We start from the raw sequence: 16,473 nt of genomic DNA, 5'->3' as shown, positions 1-16,473 counted from the left end.
ATCTGTCTAACTTTTTAAACCTTGTATCTCTCGGACTTCATTCATAACTTGATGAAGGTTATTTTTTAATACCCATTCCCAATAATGCATTGCTAGAAACTGACCAGGAAAAACCGTTGCAAATCTTTTTGAAGCCTGCCATTCACTTTCAATTTTATGAGTTAATTCTTCTAAAGTAAAATTGGATCGCAAATCCGCAGCAAAAGCTTCAAGTCTTATTAGTCTAATACGCTCTAATCCACTAGTCCAATTCTGCTCAATTTTAAACAATCTGTTCATATTTTTAATCCGTTCTTCTTGTTTAAGATTTGATGTTTCTTTAGGTATAACAGTAACATTATTCCCACTAAAATCTAATTTAATCTGACTCATTCCAGTCCCCTTATAAGGATAAAAAGCGCTGGAAACACAGTAATTTTCACTTTCATTAATTGGGTTTTTTGTATGCTTAAGACTTTGATTACAAGCTTTACACATAGGAATAAGATTATCAGGAGAAACTGAAAGAATAGGATATTCAGATTTCAAAAAATAATGATCTACATCTCCTATTATCTCGATAATTTCCTCTTCTTCTTTATTAACTATATTTTTTAGATTCTTCATTTCATCTAAACAAGCTGGACAAATGGCTGTTTGCTTTGGATTTGCTTTTACATAACTACTCAAGAAACTTTTTCTATTGAGCCTTCCAGTTAATCCCTTGATATTTTCAAATGCTCCTTTTGAAAATATAATATCATAAAAAGGCTCTAAAAAAGACTTTAAAGCTTGTAATAGGTGCTTACTTAATTTTCTAGTTTCAAACTCATACTTTCCTTCACTTACTATAATTTCAGAAAATCTATAATCCTTTTCAAAAGCTATTCTTACTTTTTTACGCTCACTCAGTTTTAATTTAAATAACTCTTTCATTCCTTGTTGAACTTTATTTTTATTAGCCGTGTTTTTGGTCAAAAACCATATCCCTTCCGTATCAAATTCCTTTAAAAAATCTTCTTCATCATAATCACACGATCCTTTGCTTTCAACATATTTTAAAATTCTAAGCGCAAAATTTGATACTGCATCCATTTCATTTGCACAATCAGATTTATTGGTCATAAGTAGCATTAGTCTTCTCCCTTTTTATGCATCTTATTTTTTCGTTCAATTTCTAATATTCTATCTCTTATGCGAAACTTATGTATACCGAACCCTGTACTATGATAAAGCTCCTCCAAGTCTTCTATAGATAATTCACTTTCCTTATTTAGTGCATCATGTAACAAATCCCTTGAATATCTCCCAATCGAATCTTTAGTATTAAATATTCTTATAGATATTTCATCTCGACTAGCCGCAAAAGAAGACATGTCATCAAATTGTCTTTGCGGTTCTCCATTTTCATTAGCTACAAAATGATACAGTTGATCCGGGGCAGCATCTGTAATTAGTAGAGTTGAATGAGTGGCAATTAAGAATTCATGGGTACTCCCTTCCTCATTGATATTAGTCATCTCATGTAATGCTTTCACAAAATCCACATTCCATGATTCATTCATATGAACATCAGGTTCATCAAACATAAATAAACAGTCTTGCTCATATCGAAGAATTAGGATTAATCCCAATCTTGTAAGCCATAGATACTCTCCATCGCTTAATGCCGTTTCCATTAGAAGTTCTGGTTGTTTTTTTATTTTAAAAGATAGGTGAGCCTCTAGCAGCAATTTTTCACGTTTTGCTATTAAAAGAACAGTTAATAAATCCATTGGATTTCGTCCCTCGTTAATATTAGGACAGTAAGAAGTATAGTAATCATTTTCTAACTTTTGCTTAATATCAAATATCGCTACCCTCTCCGACCTCGGATTAGTTTGAAAATTAAAGTCTTTCTTGTAATCTTTTCGTTCTTCCCTACATGAACGATAGCTCACCCAATTATTACAAGATTGATAGCCATACTTCTCTGCTTCTCTTTGAGACAACATTAACTCTAAGAACTGCCTTTGAGGAGAAGTAAGCTTTCTATCTTCAGAGTGAAGAAGCTTTTGTATTTTCTCTTCATCCGCAATTAAGGAAAAAGATATAGGCAACAGCCCCCCTAACATTTCAAACAAATTACGACGTAACTGTTCATATTTTTCAACCCCCAGCTTATCAACCTTTGGTATGACAGCACAAAGGACCAATAACACTAGAATAGCTGTTTTCCCATTAATAAATAAAAATTGAGACTCTTCATTTAATCTCATTATCTTTTCGATCGTATCTTTAATCTCATATGTTCTTTCATTATAATCTTTCTTTGTACTAGCCCCCTCTTGTACGTCATAAATATCACTTTTCAATGAATCAACAGGTGAAATTATTAATACATCCTCAAGACTATTAGTAGGACCTGAAGACTGCGCGACTATTCTCTTTGGATGATACATAAAGCGTTGACTAAACTTCTCTTGTTGTAAATCCAACCTTTTTTTATACCCTCGAGGATCTTGAACCCAGACCATAATTTTTGAAGTAAGGTCAAATTCCTTTGAAACTTTTTCTTCAATAGATATATCCTGTTCAAGGTCGCTATTAGGCCGAACTGTTACTTCAAATTCTTTTCCTTTAATATTAATACTATATACTATTTCAAATGGGAAGCCTGGAGATTCATCATGTAAAATACGCGTAAAAATCAAACCAATTGCTTCAAAGATAATAGACTTTCCTACACCATTCCTTCCAATAAAAAAGCGAAAGGGAGTTTTATGGACCAAACCATCAACGTTTGCGAATGAAATCTTAAAATCACGTAAGTGTTTGTATTTTCCAATATATATCTTCTTTAATTTCATTTTTCATCGCTCCTCTTTTTTTCAATACTAGGAACTTTCCATAAGTCAATTAATTGCTCTTGATCGAAGACTTCTATTTTTCTTAACAATGCATTAGAAGACTCTTTAGGATAGCACATTGGATCAGATCCTACACGTTCTAATAATCCAAACGCTTGAAACAATTCAATCGATTGCTTTGCTTCTTGCACACCCAACTTATCCTCTCCAGTAAGTTTATATTTGTTATTAACGTATTTTACTGCTTCATGACAGGCTAAAGGGCTTCTAATCTCATAAAATACATTTATAAGCTTTTCTTGCAACCGGGATAACCCTCTAAAAAAACCAGGAATCCCACTCCCGATTTCTTCCAGAGACTGAAAATCATTTCTTTTCTCCTCTAGATTATCTATATCTCTTCTTTCTCTATTCAAATCCTTTTCTTCCATACAACTTAATAATTCTCTAAAATCATTTTCTATCTCTTTTTCTTGCTCCATAATTTGATATAGTATTTCAACCGGATTATGATTTTTTTCTTCATTAACCTCTTCCTTTTCATCCGTCTGATATAATGACATCAGTAAACTATATTCATTATTCCTTAAATCATTAACAGAGACAAACAATCCATCATCACGTTGACCCCACTTTTCTGTAAGCTCTCCTATTGCTTCTACACTTGTAATGCTTCCTTTATTTTCAATTTCATAAAACCAAACTTTTTCAGTCAACCGTTGTTTCTCTTTAGGTTTTGTTACAAATAAAATAAATGTTTTTACACCCGTTGAATAATCCGACAGTTCACTAGGAATAGAAATAACCGCATCTAATATGTTTTCCTCGATCAAAGCTTTCCTTAAATTAATATAATCGTTATTCAACGTAAATAATGTTCCCGCAGGTACTACAATTGCCGCTCTTCCCCCTGGTACCATTAAATCTATAGCTAAATATACAAATAACAATTCTGACTTTTTAATTTGAGGGCTAAAGCGGTAAGACAAATCTCCATCGTATTTTCCAAAGGGAGGATTCATCAAAACTATTTCATACTGCTCATTTTCAACATATTTTTGAGAAAGCGTGTTAAATTGCGAAACTTCTGGACTTTTTATTCCATGAAGCAATAAATTCATATAAGCAATCCTCGCCATAGAACCGTCAATATCATATCCTGTAAGGTTTAAATTCTGAGTATCTTTTTGTAAATACCTTTGAATAGCTGTCAGGAATCCACCGGTCCCACATACAGGATCAACTATCCTTTCATCTGGTTTCGGACTCATTATATTTATAATCTCCTCAATTAATGGACGTGGAGTAACATATTGTCCACCCTGGGGTTTTATAATCATAGGCAGAAGATACTCAAACAGGATACCAGAAACCATCCTATTTTCAGCGTTATTATCTTCCAAATCTTTATAAATATCATCAATTAGCGTAATTATTAATCGTAGCTTCTCTGGACCAGGAAGGTCTATTATTGTATCCGCAAGCGCTCTATCTAAGGGGGTACCATTTAACGATTCATGAAATACCTCATTAAATAAATATTCTGTTAAATCGTTTTCAAAATAAGATTCTTTTAATGCCGTCCAAGGTCTACTACTAAACTCCCAACTCTCTTCCTCTAATTGACGCAAGTAAAGTAAAAAGAAAACCTTTTCAATAATTTTTATAGGACTAGTTGTTCCCCCTGACCAAATCATATCTACTAATTTAGCCAATTTTGATTTTACTATATCTGGCAGCATAGCCTTCCTCCATTCATAATTTCAACATTCATTTCTTTATATATATATTTCCAAATAACCCTTTATTCACTAATAATAAATGCTATTATAAAATAAATTTCTAAAAATATATATTAATTTATTTTATAATTTGATTAAGATATAAGCAAAACCTTCTCTATTATTTAGAATCTACTAAGGAAATCGCTAAAAGCCTTCTAGTGAAATATTTACTTAAAAAATTAAAATTACATAAGCTAAAGAACTAAGACTTGCTATATACCTAAGGATTTTTTACATAAACAAAACTCAAACAACGTAGTACTTTTAATTCCCCATAATATATAGCTTTCTTAAGAAAACTATTCTATTTAAAACTACGAAATACACAGAAAAGCCCACCAAGATAAATTAAAATTCTTCGTGGGCTATTTTTATTTTAAACTCTTTTGAAATAACTATTTTCTTCTATAACTTCTAAAAATTTAACCTTTAAATAAACTATTCAATAGCACTTTAAAAAGCTTATTTAATTCTTCTTGCGATTTCTTTTGTTTTACTTTTAATTCATTAATTCTGTCAACAATCATTTTTAGCTTTCTCTGTAATTCAATAGGAGGTACTGGTACAGGGAAACTTTTCAATTGCTTAGAATTTATAGTAGCTATACCTGTTGTTTGCTTGGCTGATTTCAAGAAGTATTTTTTACCATAATTACTTCCTGCACACATACTTAAATACTCTGGTAATAGAAATTCCCGATCTACTCTTACCCTAAAAATATGATTCTGATGTATACAGTTAGATATTTCATTTCTCCAAACTGTACCTCTTCCTAATTTATCTGGATCCCCTCCTTCAGTTAATAGTACATCCCCCTCTAATAAACGATACTTTTGAATGTCTGATTCTAAAACCTCTATTTCTTTAACATCATTTAAATCTAGAAAGCCATCTTGAACATTAGCAACTCTCATATAAGGAACTTTCACTAATTTTTTATCCTTTAGTTTTCTCCCTTTTGTCACACCAGATACTACATCAGATAACTCACCTAATTTACGCACTTCCCAATTATATAAGTTATCATTTAGGTTTCCAAACAAATTAAAAAAAACAGCATTTAAATAGTCATCTGTTAAAGCGTTAGCTTCTATACGCTTTGAGATCGTTTTCTCTATCATGCTTAAAATTTTCACAATCTTTTTTTGTTCTCCTAAACTAGGATAGCATATTGTTATATGAGGGATACTTTTACTGGCATGTAATATAGTAGCACCTGTTGTATACTTTTGAATTATTTTTTGTACATAGTCAGTTTTCAAAAAATATTTAAGATAGTCTTTCTCTACTTCATTATTAGTAATTACTATTTTACGAATCCCCGAAGATATTGCACCTTCAAATCCATCAGCAACAATTCCAGGTGATCCATCGAAAGTCATTAATAAATCCTCTTTATTAACAAGTACTATCTTCTCACTATTAGTGTATACGATGTTTTTTCGTTTCTTTGAGATATCTCCCACTCTTAAAAATCTATGGTGTTTTGGATCTTCTGTGTAAGAACTACTTCCTGGCTCAGTACCACGAATGATCTGGGCCATATCTATTAACTTCAATATCTTCCATCCCTTAGGCACACTCCACATTACTGATTCATCATCTCCCTTATTTCTTTTATATCTTCAATAATTCCCTTTTCAAATGAATCAATTTTATTTATCAAAACATCGGGTTCCTCATACACAACCTCTTCAAACTCAACATTTTTATATGCGATAATTGATAAATTCAAATCATTATTTAAGATTTCTTCTCTATCAACGTAAAACCATTTTTCACCTTTAACAGGCTCTAAATCTTTATTCTTCTTACAATTCCTCCAGCTCTCAATAATATCTGGAATATCATTATCAATAATAGGCGTCCGTTTATCATCTAAACTAAAACCATCTGATTGCATTTCATAAAACCATACTTTATCAGTTTCTCCACCTTTAGTAAAAATCAATATAGCTGTAGAAACCCCAGCATATGGTTTAAACACCCCTGAGGGTAAAGATATAACCCCTTCTAATTGATTCTCATTAACTAATAAATTTCTGATATCTTTATGTGCCTTACTAGATCCAAATAAGACTCCATCCGGCACAATGACTGCGCCCCTTCCACCAAGATCCAATATTCTATTTATTAGTGCCATAAAAAGTAATTCTGTCTTCTTAGTATTAACTACTTTTTTTAATGTGGGGTTAATATCAGATTCATCCAATGTCCCCTTAAACGGGGGATTAGCTAGAACTAAGTTGTATTTCTGTTTATCGTTATAGTTAGAAGACAAAGCATCTGCATATTCAATATTAGGATCCTCAATACCATGAAGCATAAGATTCATAGCAGATATCCTTAGCATAGAGCTGTCAAAATCTGTTCCAAAAAACATATTTTCATTAAACACTTTCTTTTGCTCCCGACTTAAAAGATCACCTATTTTATCATGCAAAATACCTTCTTCATCTTTAAAAACACTTTGAGGATCCGTATATTTCTTTAATACATATTCCGAAGCTGCTACTAAGAAACCCGCTGTTCCACAGGCAGGATCACATATTTTCTCACCAATTTTTGGGTCCATTAACTCTACCATCATCTCGATAATATGCCTCGGTGTTCTAAATTGACCATTCACACCTGCTTGCGAAAGCTTTGATAAAAGATATTCGTATAAATCACCCTTTGTATCTTTATTATCCATATTTAATTGAGAAATCAATTGAACTGCTTCATGAAGAATACTCGCCTTAGGTATAAGGAACGTCGCATCTCTAATGTAATGCGAAAAAACTGAACTTTCATCTTTATAATTTTTAATAAACGGAAATATTTCTTTTGAAAATAGTTCAAAAAGAACTTCTGGATTGGCTTCATGCTTAAATGTTGACCACTTATATACATCTTCTGGAAAAATAGATGTGTATTTAATCCCGGTCCTTTTAGCTTTTTTAAATTCTATATTATCTTTATCATCTAATCCCTTAATAAATAGCAAATAAGATATCTGCTCGATTACGGTCAAAGGGTTAGATATTCCTCCAGACCAAAAACTAGTCCATAATTTATCAATTTTATTTCTTTCTGTATTAAGCATAACTCTCTCCTATTTTTATTTTGTATGGCTCTATCAATGCAAAAATCTCATCGGTCATTATTTCATTGAATACTCCATCAACCCCGTCACTACTAATAGATGTATATGGAGATTCATATAAAGCTGCAAAAGAAATCCCACGATTTTTTATTATATCACGCTTTATCATATCCAGTACTTGAATTTGAGTTGCAGACATCTTGTCATGATTCTTTTGAACGAAACTTTGAAACCGTTCATTTATCTCTTCTACATCAACTCCAACAAACTTCCTTAATAACCCTTGTATATCCTCAATTGAGACCTTTACTCTCTCAGATAATTCGAATAGATTAAATTCTAGCTTCCTACTTTCAAAAACCTCATGAATTTTTTTAAAATCATCCTCCTTTAACAAAATACCTTCCCTTATTTTCTTTATGAAAGGCTGCATTTCAAATTCTTTTTCTAAAGCTTCTTTCACACGTATCCTATAGTTATCAACATCATATATGTCGGATACAAATGGATCTTTAACATCCTGAATAACTGAATCTGTATCTGAAATATTCAGCTCTACAACCCCTCTTGAAACACCCTTTCCACGATATTTCATTAAACTTCTTAAATTCTTTCGTGATTCTTCAATCTCATCATATTGTGATGTAATCCATTTTTCATTATGCATCCAACTAGAAATATATTCACGTTTACCTTCAAATTGATTAAGCTCAATTCTTAATCGACTAAATTCTCCAATCAACTTGTCCACTCTGCTAAGGGCCCTTGGATAGTCCTTATTTAACTTCTCAATCTGTATTCTATATACTTCATTATCAAACCATATAGTATCTTGCTGACTCTGTGTATCAATCCACTGCATAAGAGGGGCAACTTCTTTTCTAAGGATATCAATTAGTTTACTATTTACTACATTCCATATCGAATCTTCTTTTAATTTCTCTAGGTTTTTTCTCTTTTTCTTTATTTCGATGGATTTTTCAGGAAGATTTGCAATATCTTCACGAATAAAATCAATCATTTCTCTCGCCTGTTTTTTAAAATTTTGATTAATTAATATTTCAAGCAACGTAACTCTTAAATCAAAACGAATTTGCAAGGGAACTTTAGAAGCATGATTTATATATCCTTCAGGATTCATATCAAAAAACTCAAAATTATTCCAGTGATCAATAATAAGAAAATATTCTTTATCCCTCTCTGCTCCAAATAAATTCTTACAAAGTCTAGTCCCTCGACCTATCATTTGCAAAAATTTAGTTTTGGAGTAAATTGGCTTTGCAAAAACAAGATTCACAATTCCTGGGATATCAATTCCTGTATCAAGCATATCAACAGATATAGCTATCCTTGGTCTATCTTTGAAACGAAATTCATCTAAAATTGCTTTAGATTGGATTTTCCCAAGTCCAGAATGTATTATAGTAGCTAATTCCCCTTTATACTGCGGGTACATTGCATCAAACTCTTTTACTAAACGTTTAGCATGCTCTATATTTCTCGCAAAAATAATTGACTTCCCAATAGTGTCTCCTACCTTTATCCCTTCATTCATTAGAGACCTTAATATAAATTGGGTCGTTTCTTTATTAGCTACAAATTTATCTAAAGTTTCTTTGTCAAAATCGATATTCGATTCAGAGTATCCTGCTTCAATAAGACTTCTTTTTTGCTCTTCATTAAGATTATTCCACTTGATCCCACCCCTCATAAATTGTGTAGTTGCATTTTTCACTTTATATTCTAATAAAAAGGGAGGATTGTGCTCACATGCCTCTTCATAAGAAAACAGAAACGTTGGATCTCCATTTTCACAATCAAATAAATTAAAAGTGCTCCTTTCAATGAAATTAATAGGTGTTGCCGTTAACGCAAGCAGGTATGCATCAAAATATTCAATAATTTCTCTATAACTCTTATATATACTTCGATGAGATTCATCTACAATTATTAAATCAAAAAAACCTACATTAAACTGAGAATAATAATTTTTCATTGCACTGTAAGTCGAAAAATATAAGCTTTTAGAACTATCCCCATACGTTTTTGATGACACGCGCATGCGTGTGGCTTCCGGTAGAAATGTTTTAAAACTACTTGGTCCTTGCATTGCTTGATCAACTAGTTCATCCCTGTCAGCAAGAAATAATATTCTCTTAGCCCATTTACTTTCAATCATCCCTTTAACTAATGCGATTGCAGTACGTGTTTTTCCAGATCCTGTAGCCATAACCATTAAAGAACGCCTTTTTCCTAACTCATACTTTTCATACACCCTTTTAATACCTTCTATTTGATAAGGCCGCCCTGCAATATTATAGTCAAGTTTTGTAGTTACTAATGATTTCTTATAATTTCTTTGTATTACTATAAATTCAAGTTCGTTTAACGCATACATTCCCCATACTTCCCTTGGCCGATCAACTAAATCGTCCCAAATCCAAGACTCGAAGCCATTAGTATAAAATATAACTGGCCGAGTACCATGCATTCTTTGAATGCAATCTGCATATAATCGTGCTTGAATCCTACCATCCTCAGCACCTCTAGAAGTTTTCTTAGCTTCTATAAGAGCTATAGGATTTCCTTTCTTATCAAATAACACATAATCTACTAAACCCTTCCCAGATTTACTTGGATACCCTTCAACCTCATACTCTAGTTTTACACTCTCTTCATCGTTAACTTTCCATCCAGCCTCTTCGAGCATTACATCTATAAGTTTTTTTCTTGTATCCGCTTCTGTTAATTCCAAATTATTAATGGCTATTTTTTCAATTCCTTCAAATGTTTTTCCATTTCGTTTCCATTGATCCAAATGTTTTTTTAATCTTTTAGCTTCTTCCTGAAAGGAATTTTTTAGACGCTCTATTTCTCTCCTAGAGCCCTCCTTTTCGTTTACCACCGTTAAATTATTCGTTGAAATACTAAAAACATTTGGAAATGATTCACACCCTCCCGTTATCTGGGAATAAAACCAGCATGTTATATGATACAAACTCTCCAAGCTTCTTTCAGCAGCTTTTATAGGACTATAATCTTCATGTAAAGCCATATTACCCACACGTCTAATGTAATCAAATACATTAATAATTGCAGGATTTACTTTAGATTTTTTTAAAAGCTCTAATTTTTGATATTGTGATAGCTTTAAATTCCCCTCACTATCTTTCCCTAATACTACAAATACAAGGTCTATTAATTGTTCAGCTGCAATCTTAATTTTTAATAGAGCTACTTTAGGATCACTGTATAAATAATTTTCAGCTAACATAATGATATTAGTTAGTTCCGGATATTCTTTCTTTAAGAAAATAAAATTTGACATATTATCCCCCTTTGTTTTTTTGTTATTGCCATTCAACCACTCCATATAATTACACACCTTTTCGAAAGAAGCATATTCAATAAATACTTCTTCATTAAAGTAATGAAAATTGACTTTTCACATTATAATATTAAAGTTTAAAAATAATCTTTCTTAGATAATCAATCCTAATTACATATTTATACAAACTATATCTCTTTCTAAATAAAGTTCATCCCTTCTTCAGTTAACACTTGATTCATTTCTTTATATCTCGGATTCTTCCACTCTGCCAACAAATAAAAGAACCCTGCAACAACTCACTTTTTCCATATAAAAATAAATTCAGTCTCTTCTCCATCATTCCCCCTTTGCATCTAAACTCTATTCCCCAACATTTAATACTTCTAAAACCTCCCTAAACAACACCGAACCTCTCCCAACAATCAACTCCAAAGGAACCTCTTTAATTCGCCCATCTCTCCCAACCATAACAACCCCATTCTCATAATCAACCCAAATCTGAACATCCTGCACATAATAACTCTTAATAGAAGAAGCCTCATCTAAATTACGGTGATCCAACTCAACCTTAACTTGCTTTGTAAAACGACGCAGCGTTTTCCAAAGAGTTCGTTCTTCTTTTGATTTCATGAAGAGTTCTGGGAGTTCTTGTACTTCTTTTAATAGCGACATAGTTGTTATTGTGTATGTTTGAATGCCGTATCCGACTGGGCGGATGAGGTGGTCTAGTTTTTTCCATGGCTCTAGTTCGAAATGTACATACTCATCGTTTTGTTGCATTTGAATGTGTTTGATTTTAGCTACGTGTTGAATGCCACCTTTTTCTCTGTGCCATTTTTTCGGTGCATATAATGCTATGTACTTTGCCTCTTGCCATCCTGGTTTTAGTTGTGTAACTGGTAGCTGGTATAAGCCATTCTTTCTATATGTTTCATAGTCATTTTTAGTTTTCACACTTCCTACTAATACTTTTTCTTCTAGTGAGGAGTGCCATTCTTCTTTTGTTCCTCGTGGAAGGATGCCTTCTCTTATAATTTCTTCTGGGCTTTTTTCAATGAGATGGTCTAGAAATTGTTCGACTAGTCTTGTTGCGTTTGGTAAGAATGGAAAGCCACCGATATTTACTTTTTCGATACTTTTATAAAATGGATGGTTCTCGTATGCTTCCTCTTGGTTCCACGGGAATAGTACGTACGCTCCGTAGGCTGTTCGCTCAAAAGGCCCCTCTTGTTCTACTACTAGTGCGTCTCTGTAACGATGCATTGTGTTAATATCTTCTTCCATTGGACCAGGAGTGCCATACTTCCTTTTATAATGGGATGTTTCAGCAAAATCAATTCGGTATTTTGCATCAAAAATGTATTGATATTGATAGTTCTTTCCCTTTTTCTCAATAGCGAGCATCGTATCTGGTTTTTGTGTAACTGTTGGTAGTCTACCGTTTCTTTTCTGGAAATAAAGTTCTATTACTTCATCAGTGACTGGATGCTTGAACGTTCTTTTTGCAGTTTTACTTTCATCAAGCGTTACGTATAAACCATCTTGTTTTACTTGAATGACATCTTGATGGAACGGTATATACTTTTTCGATAAAATTTGTCCGAGTTTTAAATATGTCCAGTATTCATATAATCTAGCAACATCTTTTACCGACATTTTGAAAATTTGTCCTCGTAATGTTAAACCACGCGATAGCATTAAGAAGATTTGATACGCATCTCTATATCCTGCTGCCATTTGAATAACGAGTGAGAAGACTGAGCGATCCAATTTTCCGATTTCTCTCCAAAATGGATCGTTCAATTCATTTTTCATTCGATACTTCATATTTTTTACACGTTCCAGCAAATCTTCATCAGTTTCACCACGTGTATATCTAGACTTTTCCTCTAGCGCCTTAAGCAAATCATCGATTTTATGTATAACTCTTTGAATCATCCATTTAACAAATCGATTTTCCAATGTATCATAAGAAACTTCCTTATAAGCTGTAATGCCTTTAGTCGGTATACTGTTTTCTCCTTGCAGCAAGTGTGGTCGCTTTCGTAAATAGTTCATTCCGACAGAATCCAATTTACGAATTTTTTCTCCTCGTACTAGTTGATGTCTAGTCATAAGTGTATGATGCGGTTGTCTTTTAATATGAGAAATCGACTTCATAAATCGCTCAAAGGAATCATTTAAAATACGATAGAACTCACTCTTCGATGGATTTGTGGCGTAAATTGTAGATGCTCCTAAGTAAGTTCTCTTTAGTAAATGAAACGCTAAATTATAAATTTCATCATTTACTTCATCTAATAAGGCTCTGTAATCATCCTTATAATCAAGTTTTGCCGGGAAAACTTCAAATGTAACAGTTAGTAAAGTATCTTGATCATCTTTAATTTCAAACATTGTATTTCCTACTTCATTCGGAAACGAAAGATTCCCCATTAACACATGAAGTGATCCCATTTGAATAGAACTAACTTGTTTTCTAAAACCCGGATGTTCATGATAAAAAGAGAGTTGCTTGTTATTTTTCGGAACAACAACAAGCTGATAACTTCTATTCTCAAAAAAGATTGGCGGGTGTTCGTTCCATTCATCTAGCCTCTGCAATCCCGCATCAAATACAGAAACGGATTCCGTCTTCCCATCTACATGAAAATACATCATTTCATCCGCACTCATAGCGTGATACTCTTTTAAACTCTCGTATTTTTCATGATAAGGATTTCCCTTAATCGTCAATGATAGCTCCTCTGTTTCAATCTTAACTAGCTCTATTTCATTATTAGATCCAGAAAGAGGTGAAACCATCATACTCGAACCTCCTTAACATATGAGACAACTTGTTAGCAGAACGAGGATATTTAGCATATGAAGCATCATTGTTGCCACTATCATATTCCTCATTTGCACATAATATATACAACTGCTTTAATACCTCTTCTGTTCTTCCATCGCTACCTGCAAGACGTGGTAAAATCTTTTGATATATTTGATAATCAAGTGCTTCATCAAACGATAATAACTTTCCTTTTTCGTTGTATGCCATATAGAAACAAATTTCATCTCGTATACGATATCCAACTTGAGCCCCAACTGATTCCAGTGATTTATTTATTTCTATTAAAATAGTCGATATATTTCTCACAAGGTCTTCATTTTCTTTAAAGCATTCTTTTAAATGAAGATACTCGGTTGCTAAAGAGCTATTAGAAACAACTTCAGCTTCCTTCTCTTCTATATCCATTAAGAAATTAAAATAATCTAAGTTAACGGTATTAAACTCAATTGTATTCGCACGATCTAATACTTTCTTACTTAAAGGATGTGTCGTTTCGTCCATGTTTACCGTTCCGATAATATATACATTTGATGGGATAGTAATGTGCTTATTCGTAATTGCTTCTGGAAGTACTGGTGACGTAACAATTTTTCCATCTTTCCATTTACGACTCTCAATTACACTTAAGAAATCACTAAAATAGTATTCCACTCGGGCTAAGTTCATCTCGTCCAATACTACAAAATAAGGCCTATTTGGGTTTGCATTTGCATTTTCAAGAACTTTAATTAACGGTCTTTCTTGAAACTCCCCTTGGAGGTTCACATAACCAAGCAAATCAGAACTGTCACTCCAATCCGGCCGAACCGGAATAAGCGTAAATTGTCCATTCTCTTCCGTAGCCCCTAAACTCTCCGCAAACCACTGAACAATTTTCGTTTTCCCTGTACCTGAAATACCTGATAAAATTACAAATGGCTTTGTTTTTAATGAAAGGAAGAAATTAATAAGATCCTTTTTCTCATAAAAGAAACCTTTACTTTGAATATAAGAAGACACATGATCGATAATTGATTGTTGATCTAGATACACTTCTTTTCTCTCATAGATCATTTCATATTTCGTTCCTTTCTCTTTATAAGCTATGAATCCCTCATAATAGCGAAGCATTCCTTCTAGATCCTCTACTAACTCTTTTTCACTTGGCATTTTATTAGCATCATACGCAATATAAGCCGCTGTTGAATTCGCATATCCTTTTGCTTTTGAACTTGTTCCTAGGAAAATCTCATCATCTTTTTTCACCTTTTGGGACATATGTATTTGTTCACGAATCTCTTCTTTAATTTTTTGCATCTCTTCTTTAGTCGTTTCTGTCACACCTTGCGCCAGCGTTAAATATAATCGCTCCATATCTTCACTAAACAAATAAACGATATAATAACCTCTCTGCGTAGATGTCGTAATATCTTTATTCATAATCGCAAGCCATGGAACAGCAGCCCAATTCCCTTGTCCAACTGACCCTGTAACAACATACTGACTATGATCAATAAATGGTAATCTCGTTATTTCCGTTGTCATCTCATTCCTAACAAACGATCCCATTTTATGACCCGCAAATCTTTCTGTTCTTGCCTGTAAATACTCATTCAGAACCGTTAAAAACTTTTCACGCAAATTACTGTCCATACTACCGCCCTTTTCTCCATCGTCTTTTGCATATTGTTCAACAGGAATCCATTCACCATTAATTAGCCCTACTTGTTCAAGCCAATCTAGTAAGTTACCCGTACGCCTCTTCGCTACCGATTCAACCATTAGATTATCACCTAAAGAATTTCGAACAATCGTCATTCCCAAACCTACTAAAGCTTCTTTCTTTTCATCCTTTGAATACTTCTCTAACAATCCAAGAACAAATAAAGCATGACGGAAATATTCCTGCCTTAAAACTAGCTGTGCTATATAAGCATTCTTATCTTCCGATTGAACATATTCATTTAATAAAAGCTGATTCATTTCATGAGATTCATTCAAAAATCCCAATAATCTCAAATCTTGGCGTGCATTCGATTTTACTCTATATAAATTCTCATCCGTTTGTTCACGTAACGTACTTGGATTATATGTACCATTCATTATCTCTTCTAAAAAGAGCATGACTTTATCATATTTTTCACTTGGTAGGTTATCGGTTTTGAATTCTTTGAATGTAATAGCTCTTTCTCCATTAATCGTTGTTACCTTTACAAAAGGTAACTCTGCAAATAGCGATATAAGAAAAGCATTCCGTTCCTCTTGCCGTACAAAATCGTTAACATTAACTAATTGAACATTTATTAAGTCTCGCCAAATTTGTTGGATCTCTTCACCATTCACACTAAATTCTAAATCCAACTCTTCTTCTATTCCAAATTCCCTTTCTACATATACTTCATTATTTTTTATCGTCGTAATCCAATTACATTTACTATCAATGATATGAGTAATCCGCTGTTTTACTTTAATAAATTCAATCATTATTTTATCTAGCATCTTTATCCCCCGTAGATACAATTAATTACAATTACTGTTATTTTATCAAACTAGCATGAAACAACACATTATTTGTATAAATTAGTATTTATTTAATTAGCCAATACAGAAATTTTTTAGGATTAATT

General features: G+C 32.8%; 8 protein-coding genes. All 8 read right to left on the bottom strand.

Annotated elements, in window-relative coordinates; genetic code table 11:
* Positions 1–6: 6 nt before the first annotated feature.
* On the bottom strand, positions 7–1,113 hold the full coding sequence (locus MR112_RS20655; RefSeq protein ID WP_242245252.1) for a hypothetical protein: 1,107 nt from the start codon (positions 1,111–1,113) through the stop codon (positions 7–9).
* The gene (locus MR112_RS20650) at positions 1,113–2,828 is read right to left on the bottom strand and encodes an AAA family ATPase (protein ID WP_197323519.1); all 1,716 of its coding nucleotides are present in this window, start codon (positions 2,826–2,828) and stop codon (positions 1,113–1,115) included. Before MR112_RS20650 ends, MR112_RS20655 begins: the two co-directional genes overlap by 1 nt.
* Positions 2,825–4,570 carry an N-6 DNA methylase gene (locus tag MR112_RS20645; protein WP_197323518.1) on the bottom strand — a complete coding sequence of 582 codons (1,746 nt, stop codon included), beginning with the start codon at positions 4,568–4,570 and terminating at the stop codon, positions 2,825–2,827. The genes MR112_RS20650 and MR112_RS20645 overlap by 4 nt, the downstream gene beginning before the upstream one ends.
* Positions 4,571–5,034: 464 nt before the next feature.
* The gene (locus MR112_RS20640) at positions 5,035–6,201 is read right to left on the bottom strand and encodes a restriction endonuclease subunit S (RefSeq protein WP_255772746.1); all 1,167 of its coding nucleotides are present in this window, start codon (positions 6,199–6,201) and stop codon (positions 5,035–5,037) included.
* Positions 6,201–7,700, bottom strand: a complete 1,500-nt coding sequence (locus MR112_RS20635; RefSeq protein WP_197323516.1) for a class I SAM-dependent DNA methyltransferase — start codon at positions 7,698–7,700, stop codon at positions 6,201–6,203. The genes MR112_RS20640 and MR112_RS20635 overlap by 1 nt, the downstream gene beginning before the upstream one ends.
* On the bottom strand, positions 7,693–11,073 hold the full coding sequence (locus MR112_RS20630) for a DEAD/DEAH box helicase family protein (protein WP_197323515.1): 3,381 nt from the start codon (positions 11,071–11,073) through the stop codon (positions 7,693–7,695). The genes MR112_RS20635 and MR112_RS20630 overlap by 8 nt, the downstream gene beginning before the upstream one ends.
* A gap of 318 nt (positions 11,074–11,391) precedes the next feature.
* Positions 11,392–13,836, bottom strand: coding sequence for a DUF2357 domain-containing protein (locus tag MR112_RS20625; RefSeq protein WP_242245288.1), 2,445 nt, complete (start codon positions 13,834–13,836; stop codon positions 11,392–11,394).
* Positions 13,811–16,345: an MrcB family domain-containing protein gene (locus MR112_RS20620; RefSeq protein ID WP_242245251.1), complete on the bottom strand. Its 2,535-nt coding sequence runs from the start codon at positions 16,343–16,345 to the stop codon at positions 13,811–13,813. Before MR112_RS20620 ends, MR112_RS20625 begins: the two co-directional genes overlap by 26 nt.
* Positions 16,346–16,473: the final 128 nt, after the last annotated feature.

It is taken from the genome of Bacillus cereus group sp. BfR-BA-01330 (assembly GCF_022663885.1).
Classification (GTDB): Bacteria; Bacillota; Bacilli; order Bacillales; family Bacillaceae_G; genus Bacillus_A; species Bacillus_A cereus.
This window is presented reverse-complemented; position numbering and strand designations above follow the sequence as displayed.

What these genes read in the sequence shown, in the direction of transcription:
- MR112_RS20645 (WP_197323518.1), bottom strand. Translation starts at nt 4,570, where the DNA reads ATGCTGCCAGATATAGTAAAATCAAAATTGGCTAAATTAGTAGATATG.
- MR112_RS20650 (WP_197323519.1), bottom strand. Translation starts at nt 2,828, where the DNA reads ATGAAATTAAAGAAGATATATATTGGAAAATACAAACACTTACGTGAT.
- MR112_RS20620 (WP_242245251.1), bottom strand. Translation starts at nt 16,345, where the DNA reads ATGCTAGATAAAATAATGATTGAATTTATTAAAGTAAAACAGCGGATT.
- MR112_RS20630 (WP_197323515.1), bottom strand. Translation starts at nt 11,073, where the DNA reads ATGGAGTGGTTGAATGGCAATAACAAAAAAACAAAGGGGGATAATATG.
- MR112_RS20655 (WP_242245252.1), bottom strand. Translation starts at nt 1,113, where the DNA reads ATGCTACTTATGACCAATAAATCTGATTGTGCAAATGAAATGGATGCA.
- MR112_RS20635 (WP_197323516.1), bottom strand. Translation starts at nt 7,700, where the DNA reads ATGCTTAATACAGAAAGAAATAAAATTGATAAATTATGGACTAGTTTT.
- MR112_RS20625 (WP_242245288.1), bottom strand. Translation starts at nt 13,836, where the DNA reads ATGGTTTCACCTCTTTCTGGATCTAATAATGAAATAGAGCTAGTTAAG.
- MR112_RS20640 (WP_255772746.1), bottom strand. Translation starts at nt 6,201, where the DNA reads ATGTGGAGTGTGCCTAAGGGATGGAAGATATTGAAGTTAATAGATATG.